The following is a 25,700-nucleotide window of genomic DNA, read 5'->3' on the forward strand; positions in this document are numbered from 1 at the left end:
TCAGGATTTTTCCTACAGGCAAGCTCTTCCGCCTGCATTAAAATATCGTTAGGGGCGACGCGAAAGCGTCGGTAGGTCGTTATCGAGTCGGGCGGTTATCTGCACATGGATTCAGGCACAAAAGGAAGGGCACGCATGCGTGCCACGTGGTGCATTGCGCTTTTTGCGGGCACGGCAGCCCAGGTTTCTGCGCAACAGATCGCCGATCCCGCCGCGCAGGAGTTGTTGCGACAGCAGGAGCGCGAGCGTGTGCTCCGCGAGCAGCAGGAGGCGCGGCCGGATGTGCGCCTGGAACGTACCCCGGACGATGGTGTGGAGCGGCTTCCCACCCATGAGTCGCCATGCTTCCGGATCGGGCGCATCGTGCTCGATGGGCAGGATGCGGATGAATTTCGTTGGTCGCTGAAAGCCGCCGATCCCCGGCAAGATCCCGCCACAGGCCGCTGCCTGGGCACCGATGGCATCAACCTGGTGATGAAACGCGTGCAGAACGCGGTCATCGCACGCGGCTATGTGACCACGCGTGTACTTGCCGCGCCGCAGGATCTCACCGGCGGCACCCTGACGTTGTCGCTGGTCCCCGGACGCGTGCATTCCGCTCGCTTCAGCGACCCGGCGTCCGCACGCGCCGCGATCGCCAATGCCGTGCCTGCACGCAGTGGCGATCTGTTGAACCTGCGCGACATCGAGCAGGGCCTGGAGAACTTCCAGCGTGTGCCGACGGTGGTCGCCGACATTCAGATCGCACCTGCCCAGGGCCAGGGAACCGGCCCTGGAGAGAGCGATCTGGCCATCTCATGGCAACAGCGCTCACGTGTACGCGCCAACCTGAGCCTGGACGATGCCGGTAGCGATGCCACCGGCAAACTCCAGGCCAACGGTACGCTGTCGCTCGACAATCCGCTGGGCCTCAACGAGTTGTTCTACGTCAGCCTCGGCAAGGGCGTGTTCAACGGTGCCGGCAAGGACACCGATAGCTGGACGGTGCATTACGACGTGCCCTACGACTACTGGCTGTTCGGCGTCACCGCCAGCGCATACGACTACAGCCAGGCGGTGGCCGGCGCGACCGAAACCTACGATTACAGCGGGCGCAGTCGCAATGCCGAAGCGCGCATCGATCGCCTGCTGTTTCGCAATGCCACGGTCAAGGTCGGGGCATATGGGCGCGGCTGGTGGCGGCAGTCCACCAGCGCCATCGACGATACCGAGATCGAAGTGCAGCGGCGGCGCACCGCTGGCTGGGAGTTGGGCCTGAATCATCGCCAGTTCCTCGGCAAGGTCACCCTGGACGCGAGCGTCGCCTATCGGCGCGGTACCGGTGCGTTCGATGCATTGCGCGCGCCGGAAGAACTCGCCAACGCCTTCGATCCTTCGATTCCGCTCGAAGGCACCTCGCGCCTGAAACTCATCGTCGCCGATGCCCAACTGGCGGTGCCGTTCCAGCTTGGTTCGCAACGCCTGCGCTACAGCGCCTCCTGGCGCGCGCAGTGGAACCGCACCCCACTGGCACCGCAGGACCGTTTTGCGATCGGTGGGCGCTTTACCGTGCGCGGGTTCGATGGCGAGTTGACGCTCAGCGGCGACCGTGGCTGGTCGCTGCGCAATGACCTCAGCCTGGCGCTCGGCGGCGGGCTCGAAGCGTATCTGGGCGCCGATTACGGGCACATCGGTGGGCAGTCCGCGCGCTTTCAGAGCGGCGACCATCTGGCCGGCATGAGCCTGGGCCTGCGCGGCGGTTGGCAGCACGTGTCGCTGGACGGCTTTGTCGGTTCTGCAGTGGAAAAGCCCGCGAACTTCCCGACCGACTACACCACCTTCGGTTTCAGCCTGTCCTGGCGCTACTGAACATTCCACAAGGATTAGTGACATGAATCGCATCTATCGCCTGGTCTTCAACCGCGCCCTGCGCGTGTGGCAAGTGGCATCCGAATTGGTACGTGCTCCCGGTGGCAGCAAGGGTGCCGCTACCGCGCGTGTGCACAGGCGCACGATGGAGCCGCTGCAGTTTGCGCTGTTATGCGCCCTTGGCCTGGTGAGTGTGGTCGACATCGCTCAGGCGCAGTCGGCTGGCCGTATCGTGGCCGATTCAGCTGCGCCAGGCGGCGAACGCCCGACGGTGCTGACCGCTCCCAATGGCGTGCCGATGGTCAACATCACCACGCCGTCGGCAGCGGGCGTCTCGCGTAACCGCTACTCGCAGTTCGACGTCGGCCGCGAAGGCGCCATCCTCAACAATGCGCGCGGGCAAACCCAGACCCAGTTAGGCGGCTGGGTGCAGGGCAATCCGTGGCTTGCCACCGGCAGCGCCAGGGTGATTCTCAATGAGGTCAACGGGCCAGCGAGCCGGCTCAACGGGTACGTGGAAGTCGCCGGACCCCGTGCGGAGGTGATCATTGCCAATCCGTCCGGCATCCAGGTCGACGGCGGCGGGTTCCTCAACGCCAGCCGGGTGACGCTGACCACCGGCACGCCCATCCTCTCCGGCGGGGCGCTGGAAGGCTACCGCGTGACCGGCGGCGCCATCCAGGTAGGCGGCGCCGGCCTGGATACCAGCGGCGCGGATTTCACCGATCTGATTACCCGCTCGTTGCAGGTCAATGCGGGCATCTGGGCCAATCAGTTGCAGGCCAGCCTGGGCAACAACGTGGTCAGCGCCGATCAAACGCGTGTCGCGCCACAAGCCGCTACCGGTCAGGCACCGACCTTCGCACTGGACGTCGGCGCGCTGGGCGGCATGTTTGCCAACAAGATCTGGCTGGTTGGCAACGAACAGGGGCTCGGTGTGCGCAATGCCGGCAACATCGGCGCACAGGCCGGCGAACTCGTTGTCACGGTGGACGGCCGGCTGGAAAACACCGGTGCATTGCAATCGCGCCAAGACACCCGTATCACCGCCACGGGCGGTATCGCCAATGCAGGCACGTTGAGCGCCACGCGCGAATTGCGCGCCTCTACAGCGGCCGATCTGAACAACAGCGGCGGCGTACTCAATGCGCAACGGCTGCAGATCGATGCAGCTGCATTACGCAACCAGAACGGCACGATCGAGCAGACCGGCGTGCAGGCACTGGCGTTGAATGCCGGTAGTGTGCGTAACCGTGCCGATGGCAGCATCGGTGCAATCGCCGCGGTCGCGCCAAGCGACGGCGCAACGCCCGGCACCGGCAACGGCGGCAACGGCGGCAACGGCGGCAACGGCAATCAGAACACCGGCGGCATTGATGGTGAAAACGGTGGCACGACGCCTCCCGTCAGCGGGCCGGCACCCGGCGTCGCGCCGCTTGCCGCAGGCGCAGTGACTATCTCCGGGGTGATGGACAACGATGGCGGCCGCATCAACGGCGGCGGCACAGTGTCGCTGTCGGTTGCAAATGGGCTGGACAACAGCGGCGGGCGGCTGGGCGTGTCCGCACTCACTGCGCGCGGCGATCTGGGCAACCGCGCCGGCACGCTCGCGGTCTACGGCGATGCCGACCTGCAGCTTGGCGCGTTGGCCAATGACCAGGGTCGCTTCACGGTGGCCAATACGCTCGGCCTGGATGCACAGTCGTTGAGCAACCGCGGCGGTGAGCTGCGCCATGCCGGTAGTGGGACGGCCGCCTGGCAGGTGCGCGGGCTGCTGGATAACCAGGGCGGCGTGCTCTCCAGCAATGCCGCAGCGCTGCAACTCAGCGCGCAAGCAGTGGTCAATGCGCAGGGCCGCATCGAACATGCCGGGACGCAAGGTCTGACGTTGTCGGCGCAGGACTGGTCCGGTGCCGGCGGCAGCATCGCTACACCGGGTGCGCTCACCTGGCGCGCAGGTGCAGTGGATCATCGCAATGCCACGGTGAGTACCACACAGCTCGACTTGCAAGCGACCAGCATCGATAACCGCGGCGGCGCGCTGCTCTCGACCGGCAACCAGCAGGCGGCCTTGCAGGTGCGCGACCGCCTCGACAACGGCGATGGCGGCACCATCGCCGGCAATGGCGATCTACGCATTCGCGCTGGCACGCTAGGCAATGCGGGCGGCCAGATTCAACAGGCCGGCAATGGCATGCTGGCCATCGATGCCACTGCACTGGAGGGTCGCGCAGGACGCCTGATCAGCAATGGTGCGCTGGCAATCAATGGTGGGCGCATCGATCTTGCACAGGGCATCACGTCCGCCCAGCAGATTGGCATCGATGCGGATGCGCTCAGTACCGCGGGCGGTCGTGTGACATCACTGGGCGATCAAGCGCTACGGCTCACCGTGCGCGATGGCCTGGACAACCGCGATGGCAATCTCGCCAGCAATGCAGGCATTACGATCGCCGCAGGCGCTGTCGATAATCAGCGTGGCGCGCTCCTGGCGGCGGGCAGCGAAGCCGTCACGCTGGTGGTGGGGGGCGCATTGGACAACAGCGCCGGAACCATTTCCGGCAATGGCGCGGTGCAGCTGCAAGCCGGCAGCGTGATCAATCGCGGCGGCACGGTCGTTGCAGCCAATGGCGCTGCATTGCAGGTCAATGCAGGCAACCTGCTGGACAACAGCCAGGGTGGCCGCCTTGCGGCCAGCGGCGATCTCATCGCGCGCGCGTCCACGTTGGATAACCGTGCCGGCGCGATCGAACACGCCGGTACCGGCACCTTGAACGTTGAGGCCAACGCACTCCAGGGCGCAGGCGGCAAATTGCTCAGCCTGGGGGCCCTGCAGCTGGATGGCGGCGACATCGATCTGGGCGCCGGCAGCACCACCCAGGCCGAGCGCATCGTCGTCGATGCCGGCAGCCTCAGCACCGCAGGCGGCCAGCTGAGTGCGACCGGTACCGATACGTTGCGCCTGACCCTCACCGGTGCGCTCAACAACGATGGCGGCACGATCGCCGGCAACGGCGCGTTCGCCGTGCAGGCCGCGGCCCTGTCCAACCGCGGCGGAAGCCTGGTCGCCGCTGGCAGCGCCAGCGGCCGTCTCGACATCAGCGGGCAACTGGACAACGCGAACGGCCGCATTGCCAGCAACGGCAATGCTCTGCACATTAGTGCAAATCAGCTGATCAATCAGGACGGAACGCTCAGCCACTCCGGCAGCGGCGGCCTGGAGATCGCCGTCACACGGCTGGACGGCAGCAAGGGCACCATCGTGACCGGCGGCGCGTTGTCGGTGGCGGCAACCGCGATCGATCACCGTGACGCAACCATCGGCGCAGACAGCGTGCAGCTGCAGGCGCAGACCCTGGACAACCGCGGCGGACGCATTGTCGCCAGTGGCAGCACTGCGAGCGCCCTCCACGCCGATACATTGAACAATGCCGGCGGCACCGTTGCAGGCAATGGCGATTTGTCGCTCACCAGCGATCTGCTGGACAACACACAAGGCACGATCCAGCACGCAGGCAGCGGCCAGCTGCAGATCGACGCACAGACACTTGCCGGTAACGCCGGCAAGCTGATCAGCAACGGCACCTTGCACGTGACCGGCCAGAGCACCGATCTACGCAATGCCATCACCTCTGCTCGCACCATTGCGGTGGACACCGGCAACCTCACCACCGCAGGCGGCCAACTGTCGGCAAGCGGTGACCAACAGCTGCGGCTGAGCATTGGCAACACGCTGGACAACACCGGCGGCACGATCGGCGGCAACGGTGTGCTGGCGCTTGGTGCACAGACGCTCATCAATACCCAAGGGACGCTGCAGGCCGCAGCTACGGGGCAGTCCACGCTGAGCATTGCCCAGGCCTTGCACAACCAGCGGGGCAAGATCCTGCTGGCCGGTGACGGGCACGTCACCGCTGCAAGCATCGACAACCAGGCCGGTACCTTGCACGCGGCCGGCGGCATGTTGCAGGTGGACGTGGATGGACTGCTCGACAATCGCGCACAGGGCGTGGTGTCCAGTGCAGCCCAACTCGTTCTGGAAGCCGCCACCCTCGACAACGCGGCCGGCAACGTCATCGCCGGCACCGACCTCACGCTCGTTACCGCTAACGCAATCGGCAACAACGGCGGAGCCATCCAGGCGACCAACGCACTGCGCCTGGAATCGGCCGGTCTTTCCAATCGCGCAGGCAACATCATTGGCGGCAGCGCGCTGGTCGACACGCGGGCGCAACTGCTGGACAACGCCGGCGGCACCATCGGCAGCCAGGTCGGCACGCTGGATATCCGCAGCGGCGCGCTCAACAACGCCGGGGGTCGCCTGCAGTCGCAGGCAACCTTGTTGCTGCAGACCAATGGCCAAACGATTACCAATACCGGCTCCGGCGCCAATGGCGGCATTCTCGCCAGCGGCCGCCTGCAAGTGGATGGCGGTGCATTGGATAACCGCGGTGGCGCGGTGTTTGCGCAAGGCGATGCGCGCCTGACGGTGACCAGCGTCGATAACAGCGCCGCCGGCGCCTTGAGCGCCGCGGGCAATTTCGCGCTCACCGGCACCACCATGAATAACGTCGGTGGCCGACTGCAGGCCGGGCAGAACGTCGACCTTGGCTTGAACGGTGCGCTCGACAACCAATCGGGCCTGGTCGCTGCAGGCAGCGTGCTGACCTTGAATGCGTCCACCGTCGATAACCGCAATACGCGCAGCAGTGGCGCACTGGGTCTGCAAGCCAGGCAGTTGCAGCTGCAGGCGCAATCGCTGGACAACCGCCAAGGGCAGGTCATCACCGACGCGGCAGGCAACCTGCAACTGACGTCATCGCTCAACAATGCAGGCGGCCAGATTTCCTCTGGCGGCAGTCTGGACATGCGGGCCGATGCCGTCGCCAACAGCGCCGGCCTGCTGCGGTCGGACGGCAACCAGAGCGTGACCGCGCGCAACCTCAGCGGCGACGGGCAACTGCAGTCGCAGAGCAATCTCACCCTCAGCCTGCGTGAGGGGTTGACCAATACGGGGGAGATGGTCGCCAACGGCACCCTGACCATTCAGACCGATGGCGACCTTTCCAACCAGGGCACCCTGCGCGCCGGCAACCTGGACCTGACCGCGCGCAATGTGGACAACGCCGTCAACGGGCAGATCACCGGCCAGGGCATCACCCACATCGCCACCGGCGGTCAGCTGGTCAACCGCGGCTTGATCGACGGTGCGGTTACCCATCTGCAAGCGGCAACGCTGGACAACGTCGGCACCGGACGCGTGTATGGCGACCACGTCGCGATCGCCGCAGGCACCTTGCAAAACCGTGCCGAGACCATTGCCGGCGTCACCCGTGTGGCCACCGTGGCCGCACGCGAGCGCCTGGACCTGGGTGTCGGTCAACTGACCAATACCGATCGCGGCCTGATCTACAGCGATGGCAATGCCGCCATCGGCGGCGCGCTGGATAGCAATCGCCTCGCCACCGGCACCGCACGTCGGGTCGACAATCTCGGCTCCACCATCGAGGTGGCCGGCGATCTCGATCTGCAAGCCACCACCATCAACAACATCCGCCAGAATGTGGTGGTCACCCAGACCACCACCACGCTGGCCCCGGTGCGTCTGGATCAGCCGACCTGGCGCAACAATGGCGAGAACGACACCTCCAACATCCGCTCGACGAGCAACTATGCCGCGTCCGAGGTGTACTACCTCAACCCGCAAGACATCCTCGAAGACACCCCCTACATCACCCCGGATGGCTATCAGGTGCGCCGCGCGGTCATCCGCGTCACGCCGCAGACGAGCGCCTACTTCTTCGCGCGCGGCGGCATGTATCAAGCCACCGGCGAGCGATCGCGCATGGATCCTCAATCGGGCACGCTGACCATTTACTACACCGGCAGGCAGGACAATCAGGTCAATCCGGACCAGGTGTCAGCGGGCGCGGACGACCCCTTCCGCGAGCTGTCGCAGATTCAACCCGGCTCACCGGCATTCCGCTACAACAGCGATACCTTGCGCTATTCAAACGCCTACGGCACCTGCACCACCAATTGCGTGCAGCTGTGGGCGCAGTTCGCCTACACCGATCCCGACCACATCCTGATGAACCCCCAGGGCACCGGCGGCGGCAAGCTCGGCGACAACGAGCGTTATCGCATGGCGACGCGCACGGTGGTCGAAGACGTGCTGCAACCCGGCGCGGGGCCAGAAGCGGTCATCCATGCCGGCGGCACGATGCGCATCGGTACCGATAGCTTGCGTAATGAATACGCCCGCATTGCCGCAGGCGGCAATTTGTCCATCGCCGGGCTCACTCAGAACGCGGACGTGACCAACCTGGCCTACACGCTGTTCCGCACCCACAGCTTCAGCAACGTCACCACTGCGTACAACGGCACGACCCGCAGCTGGAGCAATCCAGCGATCTCCGAGCAGATCGGCCAGATCGGCAGTGCCATCACCAGCGGCGGCACGCTGAGCATCGATGTCGGCGACCTGAGCAACCTCAATCAGGGGCGCGATGCACCCAACGTGCGCGATGGTGCCGCGGTGGCCAACCTCAACATCCGTGGATCGCAGGCAGCGCCGACCGGCACCGGCATGGGTGGCATTGCCGGCCCGGGGGGCGTGGCCACCAATGCCGCCGACCGTGCGCTGGCTGCGGCAACGCAGGCCGCAGGACAAAGTGGTGCCGGCAGCGTCGGTGGCGTAGGGAGCAGCGGCCCGGTGACAGGCGCACGCGTGGTCGATGCCGCCGGCGGCTCGCCGGACCGCATCGCCATGGGCACGCCCGATACACGCGCCCCCACCGGAAGCCTGTTCACGCTCAGGCCCGCCAGCGGCACCTACCTGGTCGAGACCGACCCGCAGTTCACCGACTACCGCAGCTGGCTCGGATCGGACTATCTGCTCGACCAGATGGGCTACTCCGCCGATAGCCTGCAAAAACGTCTGGGCGATGGCTACTACGAGCAGAAGCTGGTGCGCGAGCAGATCGGCCAGCTCACCGGCCGTCGTTTTCTCGACGGCTACAAGAGCGACGAAGCGCAGTACCAGGCATTGCTGGATGCCGGCGCCACCGTGGGCAAGGCCTGGATCCTGCGTCCAGGTGTTGCGCTGACCGATGCGCAGATGGCCCAGCTCACCAGCGACATCGTCTGGCTGGTGGAGCAGACCGTGACCCTGCCCGACGGCAGCACCACCACTGCCTTGGTGCCACAGGTCTATCTGCGTCTGCGCCCCGGCGATCTGCAGTCCGGCGGCGCACTGCTGGCCGGCGCCAATGTCGACGTCAGCCTGACCGGCGGCCTGAAGAACACCGGCACCATCGCCGGCCGCCAGCTGGTGTCCATCGATGCCGGGCGCATCGAGCACCTGGGCGGCAGCATCAGCGGCAACCAGGTGGGGCTGCGCTCGGCCAGCGACATCCGCATCGAAGGCGCCAGCGTCACCGCCGTAGATGCGCTGAGCGTGCAGGCGGTCGGCGATGTCACGGTGGCCTCCACCGTGGAAACCCTGCAAGGCGGCGGCTTCCACCAGTACAGCACCACCCAGCTCGAGCGCGTCGCCGGCCTGTACGTCACCGGCGCCAACGGCAGCGGTGTGCTGTCGGTGGTGGCTGGCCGCGACGTCAACCTGCAGGCTGCGCAGATACGCAACGCCGGCACCGATGGCCTCACCCAGCTGGTGGCCGGCAACAACCTCAACGTCGGCACCCAAACGCTCTCGCGCAGCACCGACACCACCGCCAACGACCGCAATTTCCAGCGCAGCAGCGAGACTACCCACGCCGGCACGACCATCCAGGGCGCAGGCGACGTGGTGCTGGCAGCGGGCAACGATCTGAATCTAACCGCGGCGCAGGTGGGCGCAGGCAAGGCCATGGCCTTGCAGGCCGGGCGCGACATCAACAGCGTCGCGGCCGTGGACAACAGCGCCAGCGACCGCAGCACCGTCACCAAGAGCAACTCGCTGGCCACCTCCAACTACGACGAAACCGTACGCGGCACCCAGCTCGGCGCCGGCGGCGACATCGTGATGCAGGCTGGCCGCGACCTCACGTTGGCCTCGACCGCAGTCGCCAGCCAGACCGGCGGCATCGCGCTGGCGGCAGGCAACGACATCAAGCTGCTGGCCACGCAGGAGCAGCATGACGCGGTGGTGGATAAGGAAACGCGCAAGAAGAGCACCTTCTCCAATGAGAAGACCACCACGCACGACGAATGGCACGACAGTCTCGCCATCGGTTCCTCGCTGAGCGGCAAGACCGTCAACATGGTCGCGGGCAACGACTTGGCCGTTGTGGGCTCGACGGTGCTTGCTGAGGACAATGTGCGTCTCGCCGCAGGCAACAACGTCACCATCGAATCGGCACAGGACACCAGCAGTGAAGCGCACAGCGTTCGCCAGAAGAAATCAGGGCTGACCGGCGCAAGTGGCGGTGGTGTCGCGAGCGTGGGCTATTCCAAGTCCAGCAGCGATAGCCAGGAGTCCACACGTACCGTCACCCAGGTCGCCTCGTCGGTGGGTTCGACCGAGGGCAATCTGGTGATCAGCGCAGGCAATCAGTTGACCATCGCTGCCTCCGACATCGGTGCCGGTAAGGACGTGACCCTGGCGGCCAAGGACATCGCCCTGCTGGCGCGTCAGGACACAGTCGATCATCAGGCCAGCCAATCAAGCAAGTCCAGCGGCTTCTCGGTGGGCGTGACCTACGACCCGGGCGCGTCGTACCGCAGCGCCCGCGATTCGACCACCAAGAACATGGTCGATACCGGTTCGACCATGAGCAAGATCAGCCGCGATGCCGAAGGCGCCGCAGCCGGTACCATGGCCGCGATCACCCCGGTGGTCATCCAGGCCAGCAGCCATCGCTCCAACGCGTCGCAGACTGAAAGCACCAGCGATGCGCGCGTCAGCCAGCTGGCGGCGGGGGGCAATCTCACGCTGCTCGCCAGCGACGGCTCGATCACCAGCCAGGGCACCCAGATGTCGGCCGAAGGCAACGCGGTGTTGCTGGCGAGCAAGGACATCGTATTCGACGTTGCGCACAACACCCAGTCCAGCGGCAACGCCAGCACTGGCAAAGGCTGGGGCTTCAACAATGCCGCCGGCTTGCCGTACGGCAATTACAACCAGCAAGGCACCGGCAACGGCCAGACCGACACCATCACCGGTACGCAGTTGTCGGTGGGTGGCAACGCCAGCCTGACCACCACGCAGGGCGACATCTCCCTCACTGCAAGCAATATCGCGGCACAGGGCGATGTGAGCATACGTGCGGCCGGCGACCTGACCATCCAGAGCGGGCAGGACCTGCTGGGCAATGCCAACCAGTCCACCAGCAAGGGCATCGGCACGGTGGTCATCTCCGACACCGAGCGCTTTGCCGGCTACAACAAGAAGAACCACACCGACGACAACGCGCAGGTGGCGCAGGTGGCCAGCAACGTCGGCAGCCTGGGCGGCAATGTCAGCCTGACGGCTGGCGGTGCGTACACGCAATCGGCCAGCAATGTGGTCGCGGCCAAGGACGTGGACATCACTGCTGCCTCGATCCACTTGCTGACCGCCAACACCAGCAGCTCCGCTTCGCAGCAGGACGACGATCTCAAGATCGGTGCCTTTGCACGTATCAAGTCGCCGCTGATCGATCTGATCAACAACGTGGACGATGCGCGCAAGTCCGATGGACGCTTGGGTACGATGCAGGGGATGGCTGCGGCGGCGAACGCCTATCAGTCGGCCAGTGCGATCAGCAGCATGGCCGGTGGCGCAGGTAGCGGCTCGCTACTCAGCGTGGAAGCCGGCGTCGGATTTGCAACCAGCGAGAGCAGCTTCAACAGCAATAGCCAGATCTCGCAAGGCTCCACCATCACCGGTGGTGGCAACGTGCGCCTGAAAACCACCGAAGGCGACCTGCATATCGTGCAGGGCAACCTCAAGGCCGGCGACACGCTGAGCCTGGACTCGGCACGCGATCTGGTGCTGGAAGCAGGTAGCTCCAGCAATACGGAGCAGAGCAAGGGCAGCAATGCCGGCTTCGAGGTGGGTGTGGGCGCTTCGGTGGGCGCACAAACCGGCGTATACGCCTACGTACAAGCCAGTGCGGGTAGCCACAAGTCGAACGTGGACGGCAGCACCTGGCAGAACACGCAGCTGGCCGGCCAGAACATCGTCCTCAAATCAGAGGGCGACACCACACTGCGTGGTGCTGTGGTCAAAGGCGACCGGATCGATGCACAGATTGGTGGCGACCTCACCATCGAATCGCTGCAAGACAAGCTGGATATCCAGTCCAAGGAAAGCAGCGTCGGTGGCCGGGTGCAGGTCTCAGCGGGTACCGCTTGGGATGCCAGCGGGTACGCAAGCGGCGCCAAGGCCAACGGCAACTACCTGGGTGTCGTCGAACAGTCGGGCCTATTTGCAGGCAGTGGCGGTTACCACGTCACTGCCGGCAACGTAAACCTGATCGGCGGCGCGATCGCCAGTACCAATGCCGGTGCCAGCGAACTGACGGCCGACTCGCTGACGTTCACCGATCTGAAAAACCAGATGGACTACAGCGCCTCGTCGGGCAGTATCAGCGGCGGGTTCGGCAGTACCGGCAACCAAACCGATGCCAACGGCAACCCGATCCAGCGGACAGCTGGTGAACAGTCCAGCGACATCGGCAACAACATCGCCAGTGGCAACTACGGCAAGGCCAACACCGGTAGCTTCATGCCGGGTGTGCCGATGAGCGAAAGCGGCAGCGACACCAGCTATACACGCGCCACGCTGACCGAAGGCACCATCAAGATCGGCGGCAAGACGACCACGGCCGCAGCGACGGGCATCAATACCGATGCCAGTGCCGCGCATGAAGCTGTTGCCACCTTGCCGGACGTGCGCAAGATCCTGGGCGAGCAGCAGGCGATGTCGGCCGCGGCCGGCACGGTCATCGCAACAGGCCGACAGATCGGCCAGGACATTGCTGCTGCCGCTGAGAGCAAGGCGCGGACCATCGAAGCACAATACAAAGAGGGCCTCGAAACCGACGACGAAAAGAACCGTTTTTCAGCCTTGACGCCTGCTCAGCGGGAAAGCGAACTGCTACAGAAGGTTCCCGATTACCGGGCGGCCTACGAGTCAAAGCAGCAATGGGGCACGGGCGGCGACTATAGCCGTGCGTTGCAGGCGGTCACCACGGTGTTGGTTGGCAGTGTCGCCGGTCAAGGCGCTGGCCAGTTGGCAGGCAATGCGTTGGCCCCATACGCCGCACAGTTGGTCGGCAAGACGTTCGACCAGAACCACGGAAGTGATCCGAATGCCGTGCTACAGGGCTTGTCGCATGCGGTCCTGGGCGCAGTGCTGGCACAAGTCAACGGTACGTCTATGGCGGGCGGTGCGCTGGCCGGCGCTGGTGGTGAGGTTGCGGCGCAATACCTGACCAAAGCCCTGTACGGCGACGATCCGCAAGCCTACGGCCCGGATGGCAAGTTTGATCCGAATCGGTTGCCGGAAGCGGACAAGCAGATGATCGTCTCGCTTTCGCAGGCTGTCGGTGCCATTGCGGGTGGGATCACTGGTGGGAGTTTGGCTGACTCAGCTGCGACAGCAAATATTGCTAAGAACGCAATAGAAAACAACTACCTTAGTCATCCACAACGCGACCAGAAGGCACGCGAACTGGAAGCATGTAAAACAGAGAAGTGCCGGGAAGGCGTCGAGCAAAAATGGGACGATACAAGTCTTGCGCAAAGCCACGAGATGAAGGACAGATACTTCAGTGCGTTGACTCCAGAGCAGCAATCCCAGCTGTTGAACCTTAAGCCTGGTACTAAGGAATATGACGCTATCCTTGCAAAAGGCGTTATGCAGGCAGCATCAAAAGTCTCTCCCGGATTATCATCAATTTACAATAATAGCTTTGAGCTACTGACAGAAACGGACTGGCAGGGCTGGAAAGCTAATTATCCGGCTGGTGGAATTTCTCTTGAGGCTCGTAATAGGCTAGACACAGCGATGTTAGGAATTTTCGGATCGCCTGCGATTTTGACAGCTAAGTTTGGCGGTACTCCCGAGCAGGTTGCAGCAGCAAACCAATTCGGCCTCAGCGTGTTTGATATGGCGGGCGTGGTTGAAGTTTTCGGGCCAAGGACGACGCGAACAGTTAAAGATCCCTCACCCGAGACACCAGTTGCGCGAAACATTAAAGATCCACCTCCGCCAAATAACGCAGTTAAGGAGCAGCCGCAGACTAATTCGGTCGTAACGCCGCCCCGGAAACCTGCAGCTCCTGATGAGGCCATCCCACCTCAACAGCATCCTGATTCGATCAGTAATGATATTCAAGATATACCAAATCTTACGGAGCGAGGAACATTAACAAATTTGATGCCATCGGATCTGGCGGTTGCTCAGAAGCCAATTCGCACATTAATTCAAGATACTTCCGGGCGCTACTGGCTGAAGACCGAGCAGGGACGTCTGATAACGCCATCGGGGAGCTATGATTTTGTTACTATGCCAGACGGTACGATAAGAGTTGCGCGACCTGGTCCGAACCCAGATCTTTCGAGTCATCTCGGCATTAGTGGTGGTGGTGAGGTTAAGTATGCTGGATCGATAAGATTTGGAAATAATGACGGCCCTAATCGAGGTAATATTTCTGAGTGGAAAAATAACTCAGGCCACTACAAGCCTCCTGCAAGCATGAGTGATAATGCGGGGCTGCCGTCAGATAAATTTAATCCAAAATAGAGTGATTCGTGATGGACGAAAAAATTAAGGCGCTTTGTGATGAATTCCTTAAGATGGAATCGCAAGATGCTGTTGAATGGCTAATCAGTCAATTCCCCGCCGGCAGTCAGAATAGTGGCTATGCGTTCCAATTGATTGGCCACAGATCTTGGCGCCGAGCGGATCAGAAGGTCTTAGCAAGACATTACTTTAGCACTATTCCATTTGCAAGCGCCCGTGGGTATGAGGTCTTTGCTTCTTTTATGTCCATTAGCTCTCTCTTATCCTGCCTGAATCCTTACATCCCTAAAGAGCGTATTAAGTTAGATCTTATGAAATACCACTTGCTGCCAGTGCTGTTGAAATCAGCAAAAAATGAACGTGATCGCGTTTTGGTTACTAAATTCATTGAGGAACTAGATAAGATTTAACGAGCATTCTCAAGTGCGGCCAAGGAAGCTCCAAGAACGGGGTCAGTTGTATTAATAAGTCAACCTGACCCTGCGGTCGGCGCCGGCCAGGCCGCCAGCAGCGTCATGAACGCCGACACCGCCAAGGGTGCGGCACAAGCGGCCAACGTCAGCATCGCGGTCACCGTGGGCGGCAGCCAGAGCGAGAGCGAGAGCGAGACCAAGCAGCGCAGCTCCACCTCCAAGGGCTCCACCCTGCAGGCCGGCGGCAACGTCACCTGATCGCCACCGGTGGCGGCGAAGACAGCAACATCCTGGTGCGCGGCAGCGACATCAAGGCCGGCAACAACCTGCTGCTGGCGGCCGACAACAACATCACCCTGGAGGCTGCGCAGGACACCTTCGAGCAGCACAGCACCAGCAAGAGCAAGAGTGCAGCGATCGGCGTAGCGATCACTTACGGTGCAGACGGCTTCGCCGCCGGTGTTACCGCCAGCGCCAGCGGCTCGCGCGGTAAGGCAGATGGCATGGACGTCACCCAGCGCAACAGCCACCTGTCGGCCGGCAATACCGCCACCCTCATCAGCGGCAACGACACCAACCTGAAGGGCGCGGTGCTCTCGGCCACAGCGTGCTGGCCGACATCGGCGGCGACCTCACCATCGAGAGCGTGCAGGACACCAGCACCTACGCCAGCAAGGACAAGGCGGTGGGCGGCAGCGTGACCTTCGGGGTGGGCTTCAGTGCCAGCGCCAGCTATAGCAGCAACAAGGTCAACGGCGACTTCGCCAGCGTCACCGAGCAAAGCGGCATCCAAGCCGGCGATGGGGGCTTCAACATCCGCGTGGGCGGCAACACCGACCTGAAGGGCGGCGTGATCGCCAGCACCCAGGCGGCGGTGGATGCCGGCGTCAATCGCCTGCAGACCGGCACGCTGACGGTGAGCGACATCACCAACACGAGTAGCTACGAAGCCAAGGGCATCAGTCTCTCGGGCGGCTACGCTGCCGGTGGCAGCAACGGCAAGGATGGGGCCAAGACCGAGACCCAGACGCCACCGACGACCAACAACGGCAGCAATTGGTCTTGGCAAAACCAAGGTAGCGGCGCGCAAGGCGCAAGCGCTGGCTACTCCAGCAAGAGCGGCAGCGAAACCTCGCTGACCACAAGCGGCATCAGCGGCGGCACGCTGGTCATCACCGACCAGGCCGGCCAACAAGCCAAGACCGGGCAAAGCGTCAGCGACATGCTGGCATCCCTCAATCGCGACGTGCTCACCGGCGACAGCGCCAACGGCCTGGTGAAAGGCTGGGACGGGCAGAAGTTGTGTCGACTCCCCGTAAAATTGATCCATCCATAGTTAGAGGTCTCCGGGCACACTAGCCACCGAGGAGACCAACGATGCGCAAAAGCAAATTCACCGAGAGCCAGATCGTTACGACGTTGAAGCAGGTTGAGGCCGGAAGACAGGTCAAGGATGTTTGCCGTGAGTTGGGCATTTCTGATGCGACGTACTACGTCTGGAAGTCCAAGTACGGTGGCATGGAAGCCTCCGACGTGCAGCGGCTGCGTGATGTTGAAGCCGAGCACGCCAAACTCAAGCGAATGTATGCCGAGTTGGCGATGGAGAACCATGCGTTGAAGGATCTGATCGCAAAAAAGCTGTAGACCCGGCGCATAAGCGCCCGCTCCTTGCCTGGCTCGTCGAGCAGCATGGCTGGAGCGAGCGCCGGGCCTGTGCGGTCGTTGGCGTGGCGCGCTCGACAGCGCGCTATCGGCGTCGTCCCGATCGCGACGAGGAGGTCATTGCGCTGTTGTCCGAATTGGCCGAGCGTTTTCCCGAGCGTGGTTTTGGAAAGCTGTTTCAGATCATCCGCCGTCGCGGACATGCGTGGAATCACAAGAGGGTCTGGCGCGTGTATTGCCTGATGAAGCTCAATCAGCGTCGTTGCAGCAGGCGCCGGGTCCCCACGCGCCATCCACAACCGTTGGCATGCGGAGCACGTCCCAATGCCGGATGGTCGATCGACTTCATGTCCGATGCGCTGTGGGATGGTCGACGCTTCCGCACGTTCAATGTCATCGACGATTTCAGTCGGGAAGCCTTGGCAATCGAAGTGGACTTGAATCTTCCGGCCGCCCGCGTCATCCGCACCTTGGAACGCATCGCAGCCTGGCGCGGCTATCCCGCTAAGCTTCGCCTGGACAACGGACCGGAATTTGTCGCGTTGGCCTTGGCCGAGTGGGCCGAGCGCAAAGGCATCGCATTGGATTTCATCGAGCCGGGGCGTCCGATGCAAAACGGTTTCATCGAACGCTTCAACGGCAGCTACCGGCGCGGCGTGCTGGACATGCACATCTTCCGCACACTGAGCGAGGTTCGCGAACAGACCGAACACTGGCTGGCCGACTACAACCAGCAGATCCCGCACGACAGCCTGGGCGGGCTAACGCCCGCCGAGTTCCGTGATCAACATCAACCGCAGACCTCTAGTTTTGGCTGGCATTGAATTACGGGGAGTCGACATATGGGCTTACGCAGCTTGGAGCGGGAATAAAAGTTGGAAAAATAGGCACGGACTTCACGGGGGATCGCCCTCAAAGCAATAGCATTGGGGTTAATAAAGAGACTCCACCTAATAACTCATCTTCTGGTGGCTCGGCGAATGGCGGTAATGCTGCCAATGAAGAATTAGCTAACGAATTATCAAGACCTCCAAATCCGACCCAAAATTACGCGGGATTCAAGGTTGGCATTGATGCTAACGAGATTGCATCAATAAATTCATCTTTTGGAGGCTCCATTTCTTATAGAGATGTTGACACAGCGCTTAAGAACGCAAATAATTATGATGGCTTCTACAATAAAACAGCTTCAATAATTAGGGATATTGCGGGCGGGCATTTGTTTGATAACGGAAATAAAAGAACAGCTGTAGAAGTTGTTGAACGATTGATTGCAAGAAACCAAGTCGACGGGCCGCCCAATGAAGTTGTACGGAGCGTTGTAAGAAGAATTGCTAATGGCGAATTGAAGAATGTCGATGATATTTCAAAAGCTTTAAGGGGCATGAAATGAATAGTGACCGTGAATGCGCAAATAAATATGCCGAGCAATTAGGCCTGCCTTCCATTGAAACTTTGACTGCCGATGATTTCATTGTTTCCATGAGCTTGATTTCATCAGAATTCCGCGGGTTTTTTATAATTAAATTTGATGGCGAAAGAGTGGCTGGACAGTATACATTTGCATTGAATTTAATCGAAGAAAAAGGGATATCCATAAGAAAAGATGTTGACAGCATCGTTGACGGAGTTGAATTTATATTTTCTGAATTATACAAAAATAATATTATTATGGGCAATTTATAATGTCGCCCCCCCTCAATTCAATGCCAGCTAAAATTAGACATAAGAACGGGGTCAGGTGTAGTTAATACGTCAATCTGGCCCTGCGTTCGGCCGAGGGCAATGCCGTGCTGCTCGCCAGTAAGGACATCGTGTTTGACGTTGCGCACAACACCCAATCCAGCGGCCTTGCCAGTACCGGCAAGGGCTGGGGCTTCAACAATGCCGCCGGCTTGCCGTACGGCAATTACAACCAGCAAGGCACCGGCAACGGCCAGACCGACACCATCACCGGCACCCAGTTGTCGGTGGGCGGCAACGCCAGCCTGACCACTACGCAGGGCGACATCTCCGTGGCGTTGGCCTTAGCTGAGTGGGTCGAGCGCAAGGGGATTGCCCTGGATTCATCGAGCCGGGGCGTCCGATGCAAAACGTTTCATCGAACGCTTCAACGGCAGCTACAGGCGCGGCGTGCTGGACATGCATAGCTTCCGCACGCTGAACGAGGTCCGCCGAACAGACCGAACATTGGCTGGCCGAGTACAACCAACAGATCCCGCACGATAGCCTGGGCGAACTAAGGCCCGTTGGGTTCCGTGATCAACATCAACCGCAGACCTCTAATTTTAGCTGGCATTGAATTGCGGGGAGTCGACAAAAGAATGGTTGATTTAGCTCAACAAGCAGCTGCTATAGGATATAAAAAATTCATGTCTCAAGGACTTTCTGTCTATGATTCGTCTTCCGGGGGGTAATTTCCGGATTTATCTCGATCCGGTGACTGGATTGGTGCGCAATGTTCATCCGAAGTAATATACGATACAGGTGATTAATATGGATTATCTCTACGGTCAGCCGTATGATTTTTCGGATAAAAGATGGATCCTGAAAGGTTATTTTGATATAATCCATAGTCAGGGCAGCCTGATTGAGGCAGCCAGTCTCTTGGTCAAGAAGTGGGGATTTTCTACTGATGGAGCGTACTGCCGATTCCCTGACGAAAATAGTTTATTTGAAGAGGATCGCTTTATTGGTGTTGAATTTTGTCTCGATAACTTTTTTACTGAGGACAGTGTTTTGATTGTTAGTGAACGAGAGTTTTTTGAGTTTCTAGCAAAATCTCTAGAAATTTACGACAGACTCCATCCATCCGAATCAGCCAAAGTCTTTCCCATCATTGACCAGGCGAGAATAATGCAAGAAATTAGTAATTGAATTTATTTAGAGAAAGGGGTCAGGTGTAATTAATAAGTCAATCTGACCCTGCGCTCTGCCGAAAGCAACGCCTTGTTGCTCGCCAGCAAGTGTCGACTCCCATCTCGTCGCGCTCTTACAGTTCAGTATCGCCACTGTCTGCGCGCACCGCGTCTTCGTTTCGGTGCAGCAACTTGTACGCCTGCATATGTCCGCAACGTTGTCTGCCGTATCCACTCCGATGTGCCCTTCATTCCCAAGTAGTACTAATTTATTTCTCTATGTGCTTCATTTCCGGATCGCACTCATAATCGTAACTTTTGGCCGAAATGGGCTGTGATCGTGGCGCCAAAGACCTCCCGACGCATTCCCTCACGCTTGCCGTTGCGCTCCTCACCATCAAAAGGTAGTTTCATTGTCGTACCGTTGTGCTATGTGCGATTGTCGCACGATTAGGTGGGGCCATTCAAATTTTAATAGTGATTTAAGAAAAACACCCAAAGCGTACCTGTTAAAGGATGGTAAAAAAATGATTTTCGGAGACCTCCACGAGTTCGCGATTCTTGCGATCCCTGTAAATGAATGGACTGACCAAGGGAGCTATGTTAATGGACTTTTTCACTTCATCATCAATGGGCACTTTTTACCAGAGAAAGCTAGGGTTGCCACGCTGGGTGGCGACGCAGTCTGTTTCGATGCCGATCACCCCTTCATATCTTTTCCCGAAGATGAAAAATTATTTAACGGCCCTCCAGAAATTGCATTTAATAAAATGATGCGTTTAGTGCTTCCTCAGGAACCCGGCCCGACTGGCAATTACCCATCTCCAGACGAGCGATATAAGGCATCAACTTATAATTTGGAAGACGGCGGATCTTATGTTTTTTCTGTTTCCTTTGGCGATAAGGTTAGGATACTCGGCGCACAGGTAAGCCATCAAATTCCTGACGCGGAAGGCGTGTTGCAGTGGGAGGAGATAGCACCGCCATCTATACATCAAGTCTATTTGTCCAAAAATGATACTTCGGACATTATGAGACGACTGACGTCATATCTGAGCAAACAAACGATTGGCGAAGCGCCAAAACAAGAGGCAAAGAGATAGTGCATTGGCTCTCTTGCGCTCAAGGTGCTTGGCCGAGACAATGTGCGTAATGGGCGGCCGATTGGCTGGTTTATATGAGCCCCCAGGGAAACGCACTTCGAAATAGATCTGCGGTAGTAAAACATTTCACGAGGCATGGACGGTTGTGGCTATTCCGGTGGCAGTACCACTTGCCATGGCCAAAGCGCTTCCACCCGATGTCTGGAACGCAGTTTCAAAACTTGTATCGGGGTCTCTATGATCATACTTCGCTCAATCTTTATTTTGATAATCCTCCAGATCTCTGGTTGCGTGATTGGAAACGGACGCATATGCGGACCACAGACACCATTTGTGCTGTGCGATAAGGAGGCGGAGAAGGCGTTATATCATCCTACTCCCCTTAGAGATTACTGGAGCAATACAGAAATACAGACCGGCGATCTAAAGAAAGCTTGGTTAGAGTGCGGTGGAGATGAGCGTGGCAGTTACATCGATGTACAACGAGCGCCCAATGAAAGCAACTCTGATTTTAGCGCAAGAGGTAGGGAGGTATTTTATTCTTTGCAACGCTGCATGATGATGAAGAACTATCGTTACGATGGACCTTGCGAGCCGTCAGTTTGGAGAGCTGCGCCAGCATGTCAGGCACGATTATCTGGTGCTCAATAGCGTCGTAGGGAACAGGGTCAGAATTGCGCTCGCGCCATTGAGCCAGAGTCAGTGCGAAAGATTCGAGGCCATCTTCCGGGTGGAGCTTGTTCGGATAGCCGCGCCAGCCCGAGTTACGTTCCAACGTGGGATGACCAGAACAGTCGGAGGGAAAGCCAGTTAGACCGGTTCCAGAAGGGAGCGATCCAACATGCGTGCGCGCGTGGATCCGTCTCGTACTCACTGCTCAGGCTTCGCTTCCATCAGCGAGATACAGAATCTCGCCCTCCGGATCGAAGACATGTACACCGTACTGCTTGGCCATGTCGCGCAGCTGCTGAAATCGCTCTTCATCGAACGCATCGAGTTCGAACACCATCTCAAGAATGGCTCCGGCCGGGCGATTGTGCGTGAAGTCTTCATACCATATGTCGCCCTTCGAGCCATCTTCCGGCCAGACCTGTAGCAGGTATGCAAAGAAAGCGGCAATGCGTTCGGTCGGTGCTTCACTACTGTCATGTGTGCTCTCGACAAAACCCGCTGCGGCCACTGCATTGCTGAGCTGCTGGCTATCGATCGCGTACAGGATTGCTTCGCTCATTTCCGTTCCTATGGGTCAACGTCATCGGTTGTTTTTGCTTCACACCATCAGTTGAACTGATTTTGGTAAGCGTCAACGTGGTGCGGGAATAGCTCGGCGTACAGCGGATATCCAATTCCGAGCGCGGCGACTTCCAGACCTTCTGCTCCAAACTCAGAAGAGCAGTCGGTAATGGAAACGGCCAGGCACTGGATCAGTTGCTTGGTGCTGGCGACTCTGACCGCAAGATCGAACCCGCCACCTCACGCCCTGCGTACTGGGTGATGGCCGGTTGCACAGCGCTATAAGTAGCGATTGGTATGAATCTGCCGAACGCAGCCCCCATGGGCGGGTCTCCCGACTCAAAGGCGGTGTGCCCGATCAGCACGGAGTTTGCGAGGATGTCGAAGCGATGCATATTGCGCAGCCTTACCTCTGTTCTAGGTTTCGCTTTGGGACATCCGGAAATGATGTCAGGTTGACTTCTTAAGTGAGCCCGACCCCGCTCTTCGTTTGACCATGGGCCATACTTTATCGAAGGCAGCTGACATTGAGAATCCTTAGGACTGCGGCTCATAGCGCCGCTTGAACCAAGCGTCGATGGCAGCTTCGACATTGGGACAGCTTAGTTTGGCCGCAGTCACGAGGTCCTCGCCCGTTTGTGGACAGGTGATGCCAAGCTCGGCTTCAAGCCAGGCGCGGAAGTTAGCCGCTGATTCCGGTTCGACTGGCGGCTGGCTCAGGTCATCGAAGCCAAGCTCGTTGTAGCCGACTCCAAACACGCGAAGAAACTCACGAAAGTTCTTTGCCAGCACAAAATTGTCGCTGCCTTCCGATCCCAGATGAACGATCGGGGCTGAGGTCGCATCCAGGCCGTCGCATAACCAGAAGGCGAGGATCGATCCGTCTGGGCCTGCGCCGAAGTAGGCAAACTGCGATGCCATTGCATCATCGTCGTCGAACCAGGCTCGTACCCCGCCAAAATCGTCTGGCCTTATCTTCATACAGCCGCTGATGGGATAGCCGGTCTTGTCCAGATAGTCGCAAACCATGCGTAACTCCATGGGCAAGACGGTTCCTGCGGGAACGTTTGCGGCAATGCGTTGGAACTTGGTCATCCTAGGTGTCCTTCAGCTGCGTAGCTGCGTAGCTGCGTGGCAGGATGCTCACCCGACTCCGTCACCGTAGTCAATCTGCAGATCTCCGATCTCCAGATCCGCATTGCTTGCGCGCGCTTATGGTGTCCAACCCAACATCTGGTCAAATGTAGCAGCTACTCCGCAAAACCAGATGCCTGCCAGTCACTTCCGTCTCAAACGCATGCAACGATTCGGGAGGCCGCAGTGCGCGGCGCAGTTCGACAAAACCGAAGTCACGGGCTTGCTCAGGAACACTCAAGTAGTGAACGCGGAAACGGGATCGGGTCGAATTTTTAAGTGAACCTCACCTTGTTATTCCGAAGTCTGCCCAGCCCCGTTTTTATACGTCTCGAGCGTGCAGCCTTCCATGCGTTGGCCTTTCAACACCTCCAGGTGATCGCAGACGATCGTGACCTGCGCGTCCGGCATGACCGGATCCAGCTTCGCCTGCTCTTCCTTGTAGAACGTCGCCAGATAAGACTCGTGCTTCGGGTCCGGCTTCATGAGAATGGCCGGGCCGACAATTTCCTTCGATCCGTCTGCATGGGTCTGTTGCTGCTCCATGACACTGGTGGCAACACCTGTGAGCCGGAACAGCTTCCCGCCGAATCGCTGCTTGAAGTTCCCGTCGGTGAGCCTGGCTTCCAGCAAGCCTTCATATTCGACATCAACGACCGGCATCTTCGCGCGGGCTGCAGGGTCCAGATCATGCATGTGGCTCATATAGCGCATAGCCATACAACCGAACACGGCGAGGACGATCACGCCAATGGAATGCAGTGTGGACCGCTCCATGCGCGGGGCAGCCCGCGTGTTTATACCGTGCTACATGCGCATGTAGTCGTCGACACTCATGCCTGGCGGAATGCCGCGTAAGCCTGGTGCCGTGCCGTGACGATCCTGTCCGGGCTCGCCCGGGTGATTCGAGTTGTCCATGGTCCCCTCCCCTGTGACCGAATCATAGCAATGGATGAGGCCGGATAGGTGGCGCCTAGACCGCCTTGAGATGGGTCAATAGGCGCCGTACGCTTTCCCTGTCGTGCCCATCATTGACCGACAGCTCAGTTGAATGAATTATCACGGCACCCTGCCAGCGAACAGAGGTTCGCCAGGCAGCAGAGTCAGGTTCACTTATTACGTGAACCTGACCGCTTACATCAGCTAATGAACCCGACCCTGCTACTCAACCCGACCTAACCTGATCCCGTTTCTCCCCCCGCTTGTCTTTGAAAAGTGCAGTCAACTTCACTTATAAAAAAACGGCCCTCCCCATCGCAATCAGTCAAACCATACTCCGCTTTGCATTACACAGGCACGTTGAGGCGGCTGAAATCGCCAGGCGCGTATTGAGCCCAGTAAGACCTCATCGTACTCAGCTCTAGACAAAGGGCCTTCGCCCTGAAGATGGACGTCGGAAAACGATATACGGGGATCTGTAACCCTTCCATCCCTGTCGATCTCGAAAACTAGATCCACTCGCCCAAGGGGTTTCTTCGATAAGCGCGGCAACTCAGGTGGCACTAATTCTCCCACTTGTCTCAAGTTCGGATCACATGAGGGAAGCGCTGCATCTTTTACGCAAGCAGCGATAAGTAGCGCAGGCACTAAAGCCAGGGGCAAATTTTGAATTAACTTCATACGGTTCGATTCATGAGATTTTTTACCAGCAGTCTCAGCTAGTACTACCTATCGACATGTCAATGACAGTACAGGACGAATACACCCATATCCTTTCAGGAACCAATCGGTAGCACGCCGCGGCGTGCCAGCATGAGGATCAGGGACGTCAGCGTTGCCAGTGACGTCAGCCCGATGCCAACCCAATAGCCGGCCGGATCGTCACGCCGATGTGGACTAGGCAGCCCTATTCGCGTCATGGTGTGCCCGGTGACCAGCTGCAGGGCCAGGAACACCAGGCAGAACACAACAAATAGCACGTCCGCATACTGCTCAGCTCTTCCCAGTGCGCTCAGGCCGACCGCTGCGAGAACGGCCGCGAGTGCGAACGATACATAGAGCCGGTTCGACCTGCCAGCATAGCGATCCATTGCACTTGACCATGAAGACCGTCCAGGCGCGGCATCATGCAATCCTCGGATAGGCGCTCGTGATAGTCAATTTTTCGGGCATTACCTGCATCAGAACCTTGCTCCCCCTCATCGACCACGCTGACGACGAGCTCGCCGTTGCGTAGGCGGATGTGGAGTTTGCTGCCGATGGTGAAGCCGAGTTGTTCCAGCCAGCGGCCGCGCAGGCGCAGCGTGGGGATGCGTTGGTGGCTGTCGGGGTAGTAGCCGTAGCCGACGGTGCAGTGTTGCGGCGCGCGCGGGTGGCCGGGGCGGCGCGGCTTGTTGGGATCGGAGCGGGGCTCGGGAATGGGGGTGCGCTCGACGTACAGTGGTGGCTTGAGCGTGGGATCGAGCGAGTGCCAGCCGACCTCGGTGGGTGGTGGCACCGTGGCGCGCTTGCGCGCTGGCTTAGGACTGGACGTGGATCGACGCATGGCAAAGCCCTCCTTGACGAACAGGCCCCGCCGCCGGGTGGCGACGGGATGTCGGGAGGTTAGAAACCGCACGTAGCCGGCGGGCGTATTTCTCCGAAGACTAGGGAACGGGGTCAGGTTGACTCATTAAGTGAGCCTGAGCCACCCCTGATAACTCGGACACCTGAAAGCGAGGACAATCCTCGCACGGAGGTGTTCGATGCAGAAGCGGCAGCGGTTCACGGCGGAGTT

General features: G+C 59.8%; 13 protein-coding genes and 3 pseudogenes. 11 read left to right on the top strand and 5 right to left on the bottom strand.

Annotation, left to right across the window (positions count from 1 at the left end; all coding sequences use genetic code 11):
• Nucleotides 1-105 precede the first annotated feature (105 nt).
• The 11 genes and pseudogenes from FHY18_RS20845 to FHY18_RS20895 all read left to right on the top strand — a co-directional run bounded on the left by FHY18_RS20845 (nucleotide 106) and on the right by FHY18_RS20895 (nucleotide 20,617).
• On the top strand, nucleotides 106-1,848 hold the full coding sequence (locus tag FHY18_RS20845) for a ShlB/FhaC/HecB family hemolysin secretion/activation protein (protein ID WP_259159657.1): 1,743 nt from the start codon (nucleotides 106-108) through the stop codon (nucleotides 1,846-1,848).
• Nucleotides 1,849-1,870: 22 nt separating this feature from the next.
• The gene (locus FHY18_RS20850) at nucleotides 1,871-14,581 is read left to right on the top strand and encodes a hemagglutinin repeat-containing protein (protein ID WP_259159659.1); all 12,711 of its coding nucleotides are present in this window, start codon (nucleotides 1,871-1,873) and stop codon (nucleotides 14,579-14,581) included.
• Nucleotides 14,582-14,592: 11 nt separating this feature from the next.
• Nucleotides 14,593-14,991 carry a hypothetical protein gene (locus FHY18_RS20855; protein WP_259159661.1) on the top strand — a complete coding sequence of 133 codons (399 nt, stop codon included), beginning with the start codon at nucleotides 14,593-14,595 and terminating at the stop codon, nucleotides 14,989-14,991.
• Between the two features lie 105 nt (nucleotides 14,992-15,096).
• Entirely contained in the window at nucleotides 15,097-15,252 is a 156-nt protein-coding gene (locus tag FHY18_RS20860) for a hypothetical protein (protein ID WP_259159662.1), read from the top strand.
• 35 nt (nucleotides 15,253-15,287) lie between these two features.
• Nucleotides 15,288-16,330, top strand: a pseudogene (locus FHY18_RS20865) (hemagglutinin repeat-containing protein).
• Between the two features lie 41 nt (nucleotides 16,331-16,371).
• A protein-coding gene (locus FHY18_RS20870; RefSeq protein WP_259159664.1) for an IS3 family transposase occupies nucleotides 16,372-17,480 on the top strand; the annotation gives its coding sequence in 2 pieces (ribosomal slippage) (nucleotides 16,372-16,633 and nucleotides 16,633-17,480; 1,110 coding nt in all).
• Nucleotides 17,477-18,049 carry a hypothetical protein gene (locus FHY18_RS20875; RefSeq protein ID WP_259159665.1) on the top strand — a complete coding sequence of 191 codons (573 nt, stop codon included), beginning with the start codon at nucleotides 17,477-17,479 and terminating at the stop codon, nucleotides 18,047-18,049. The genes FHY18_RS20870 and FHY18_RS20875 overlap by 4 nt, the downstream gene beginning before the upstream one ends.
• The gene (locus FHY18_RS20880; RefSeq protein WP_259159668.1) at nucleotides 18,046-18,342 is read left to right on the top strand and encodes a hypothetical protein; all 297 of its coding nucleotides are present in this window, start codon (nucleotides 18,046-18,048) and stop codon (nucleotides 18,340-18,342) included. Before FHY18_RS20875 ends, FHY18_RS20880 begins: the two co-directional genes overlap by 4 nt.
• 329 nt (nucleotides 18,343-18,671) lie before the next feature.
• Nucleotides 18,672-18,958 (top strand): annotated as a pseudogene (locus tag FHY18_RS20885) (transposase); the annotation flags it as partial.
• 194 nt (nucleotides 18,959-19,152) lie between these two features.
• Entirely contained in the window at nucleotides 19,153-19,533 is a 381-nt protein-coding gene (cdiI, locus tag FHY18_RS20890) for a ribonuclease toxin immunity protein CdiI (RefSeq protein WP_259159671.1), read from the top strand.
• 508 nt (nucleotides 19,534-20,041) lie between these two features.
• Nucleotides 20,042-20,617, top strand: a complete 576-nt coding sequence (locus FHY18_RS20895; RefSeq protein WP_259159673.1) for an immunity 42 family protein — start codon at nucleotides 20,042-20,044, stop codon at nucleotides 20,615-20,617.
• A gap of 511 nt (nucleotides 20,618-21,128) precedes the next feature.
• Here FHY18_RS20895 and FHY18_RS20900 read toward each other — a convergent pair.
• From FHY18_RS20900 to FHY18_RS20920, 5 genes and pseudogenes are all read right to left on the bottom strand, one after another.
• Nucleotides 21,129-21,392 (bottom strand): hypothetical protein, encoded by a 264-nt coding sequence (locus FHY18_RS20900; RefSeq protein ID WP_259159675.1) that lies wholly within the window; start codon nucleotides 21,390-21,392, stop codon nucleotides 21,129-21,131.
• Nucleotides 21,393-21,494: 102 nt separating this feature from the next.
• On the bottom strand, nucleotides 21,495-21,848 hold the full coding sequence (locus FHY18_RS20905; protein ID WP_259159676.1) for a hypothetical protein: 354 nt from the start codon (nucleotides 21,846-21,848) through the stop codon (nucleotides 21,495-21,497).
• A 539-nt stretch (nucleotides 21,849-22,387) separates the two neighbouring features.
• Nucleotides 22,388-22,945: a hypothetical protein gene (locus FHY18_RS20910; RefSeq protein ID WP_259159679.1), complete on the bottom strand. Its 558-nt coding sequence runs from the start codon at nucleotides 22,943-22,945 to the stop codon at nucleotides 22,388-22,390.
• Between the two features lie 333 nt (nucleotides 22,946-23,278).
• Entirely contained in the window at nucleotides 23,279-23,731 is a 453-nt protein-coding gene (locus tag FHY18_RS20915) for a hypothetical protein (RefSeq protein ID WP_259159680.1), read from the bottom strand.
• Between the two features lie 1,390 nt (nucleotides 23,732-25,121).
• A pseudogene (locus FHY18_RS20920) lies at nucleotides 25,122-25,469 on the bottom strand (SymE family type I addiction module toxin); the annotation flags it as partial.
• Nucleotides 25,470-25,700 lie beyond the last annotated feature (231 nt).

Source organism: Xanthomonas sp. 3793, assembly GCF_024806835.1.
Classification (GTDB): domain Bacteria; phylum Pseudomonadota; class Gammaproteobacteria; order Xanthomonadales; family Xanthomonadaceae; genus Xanthomonas; species Xanthomonas arboricola_F.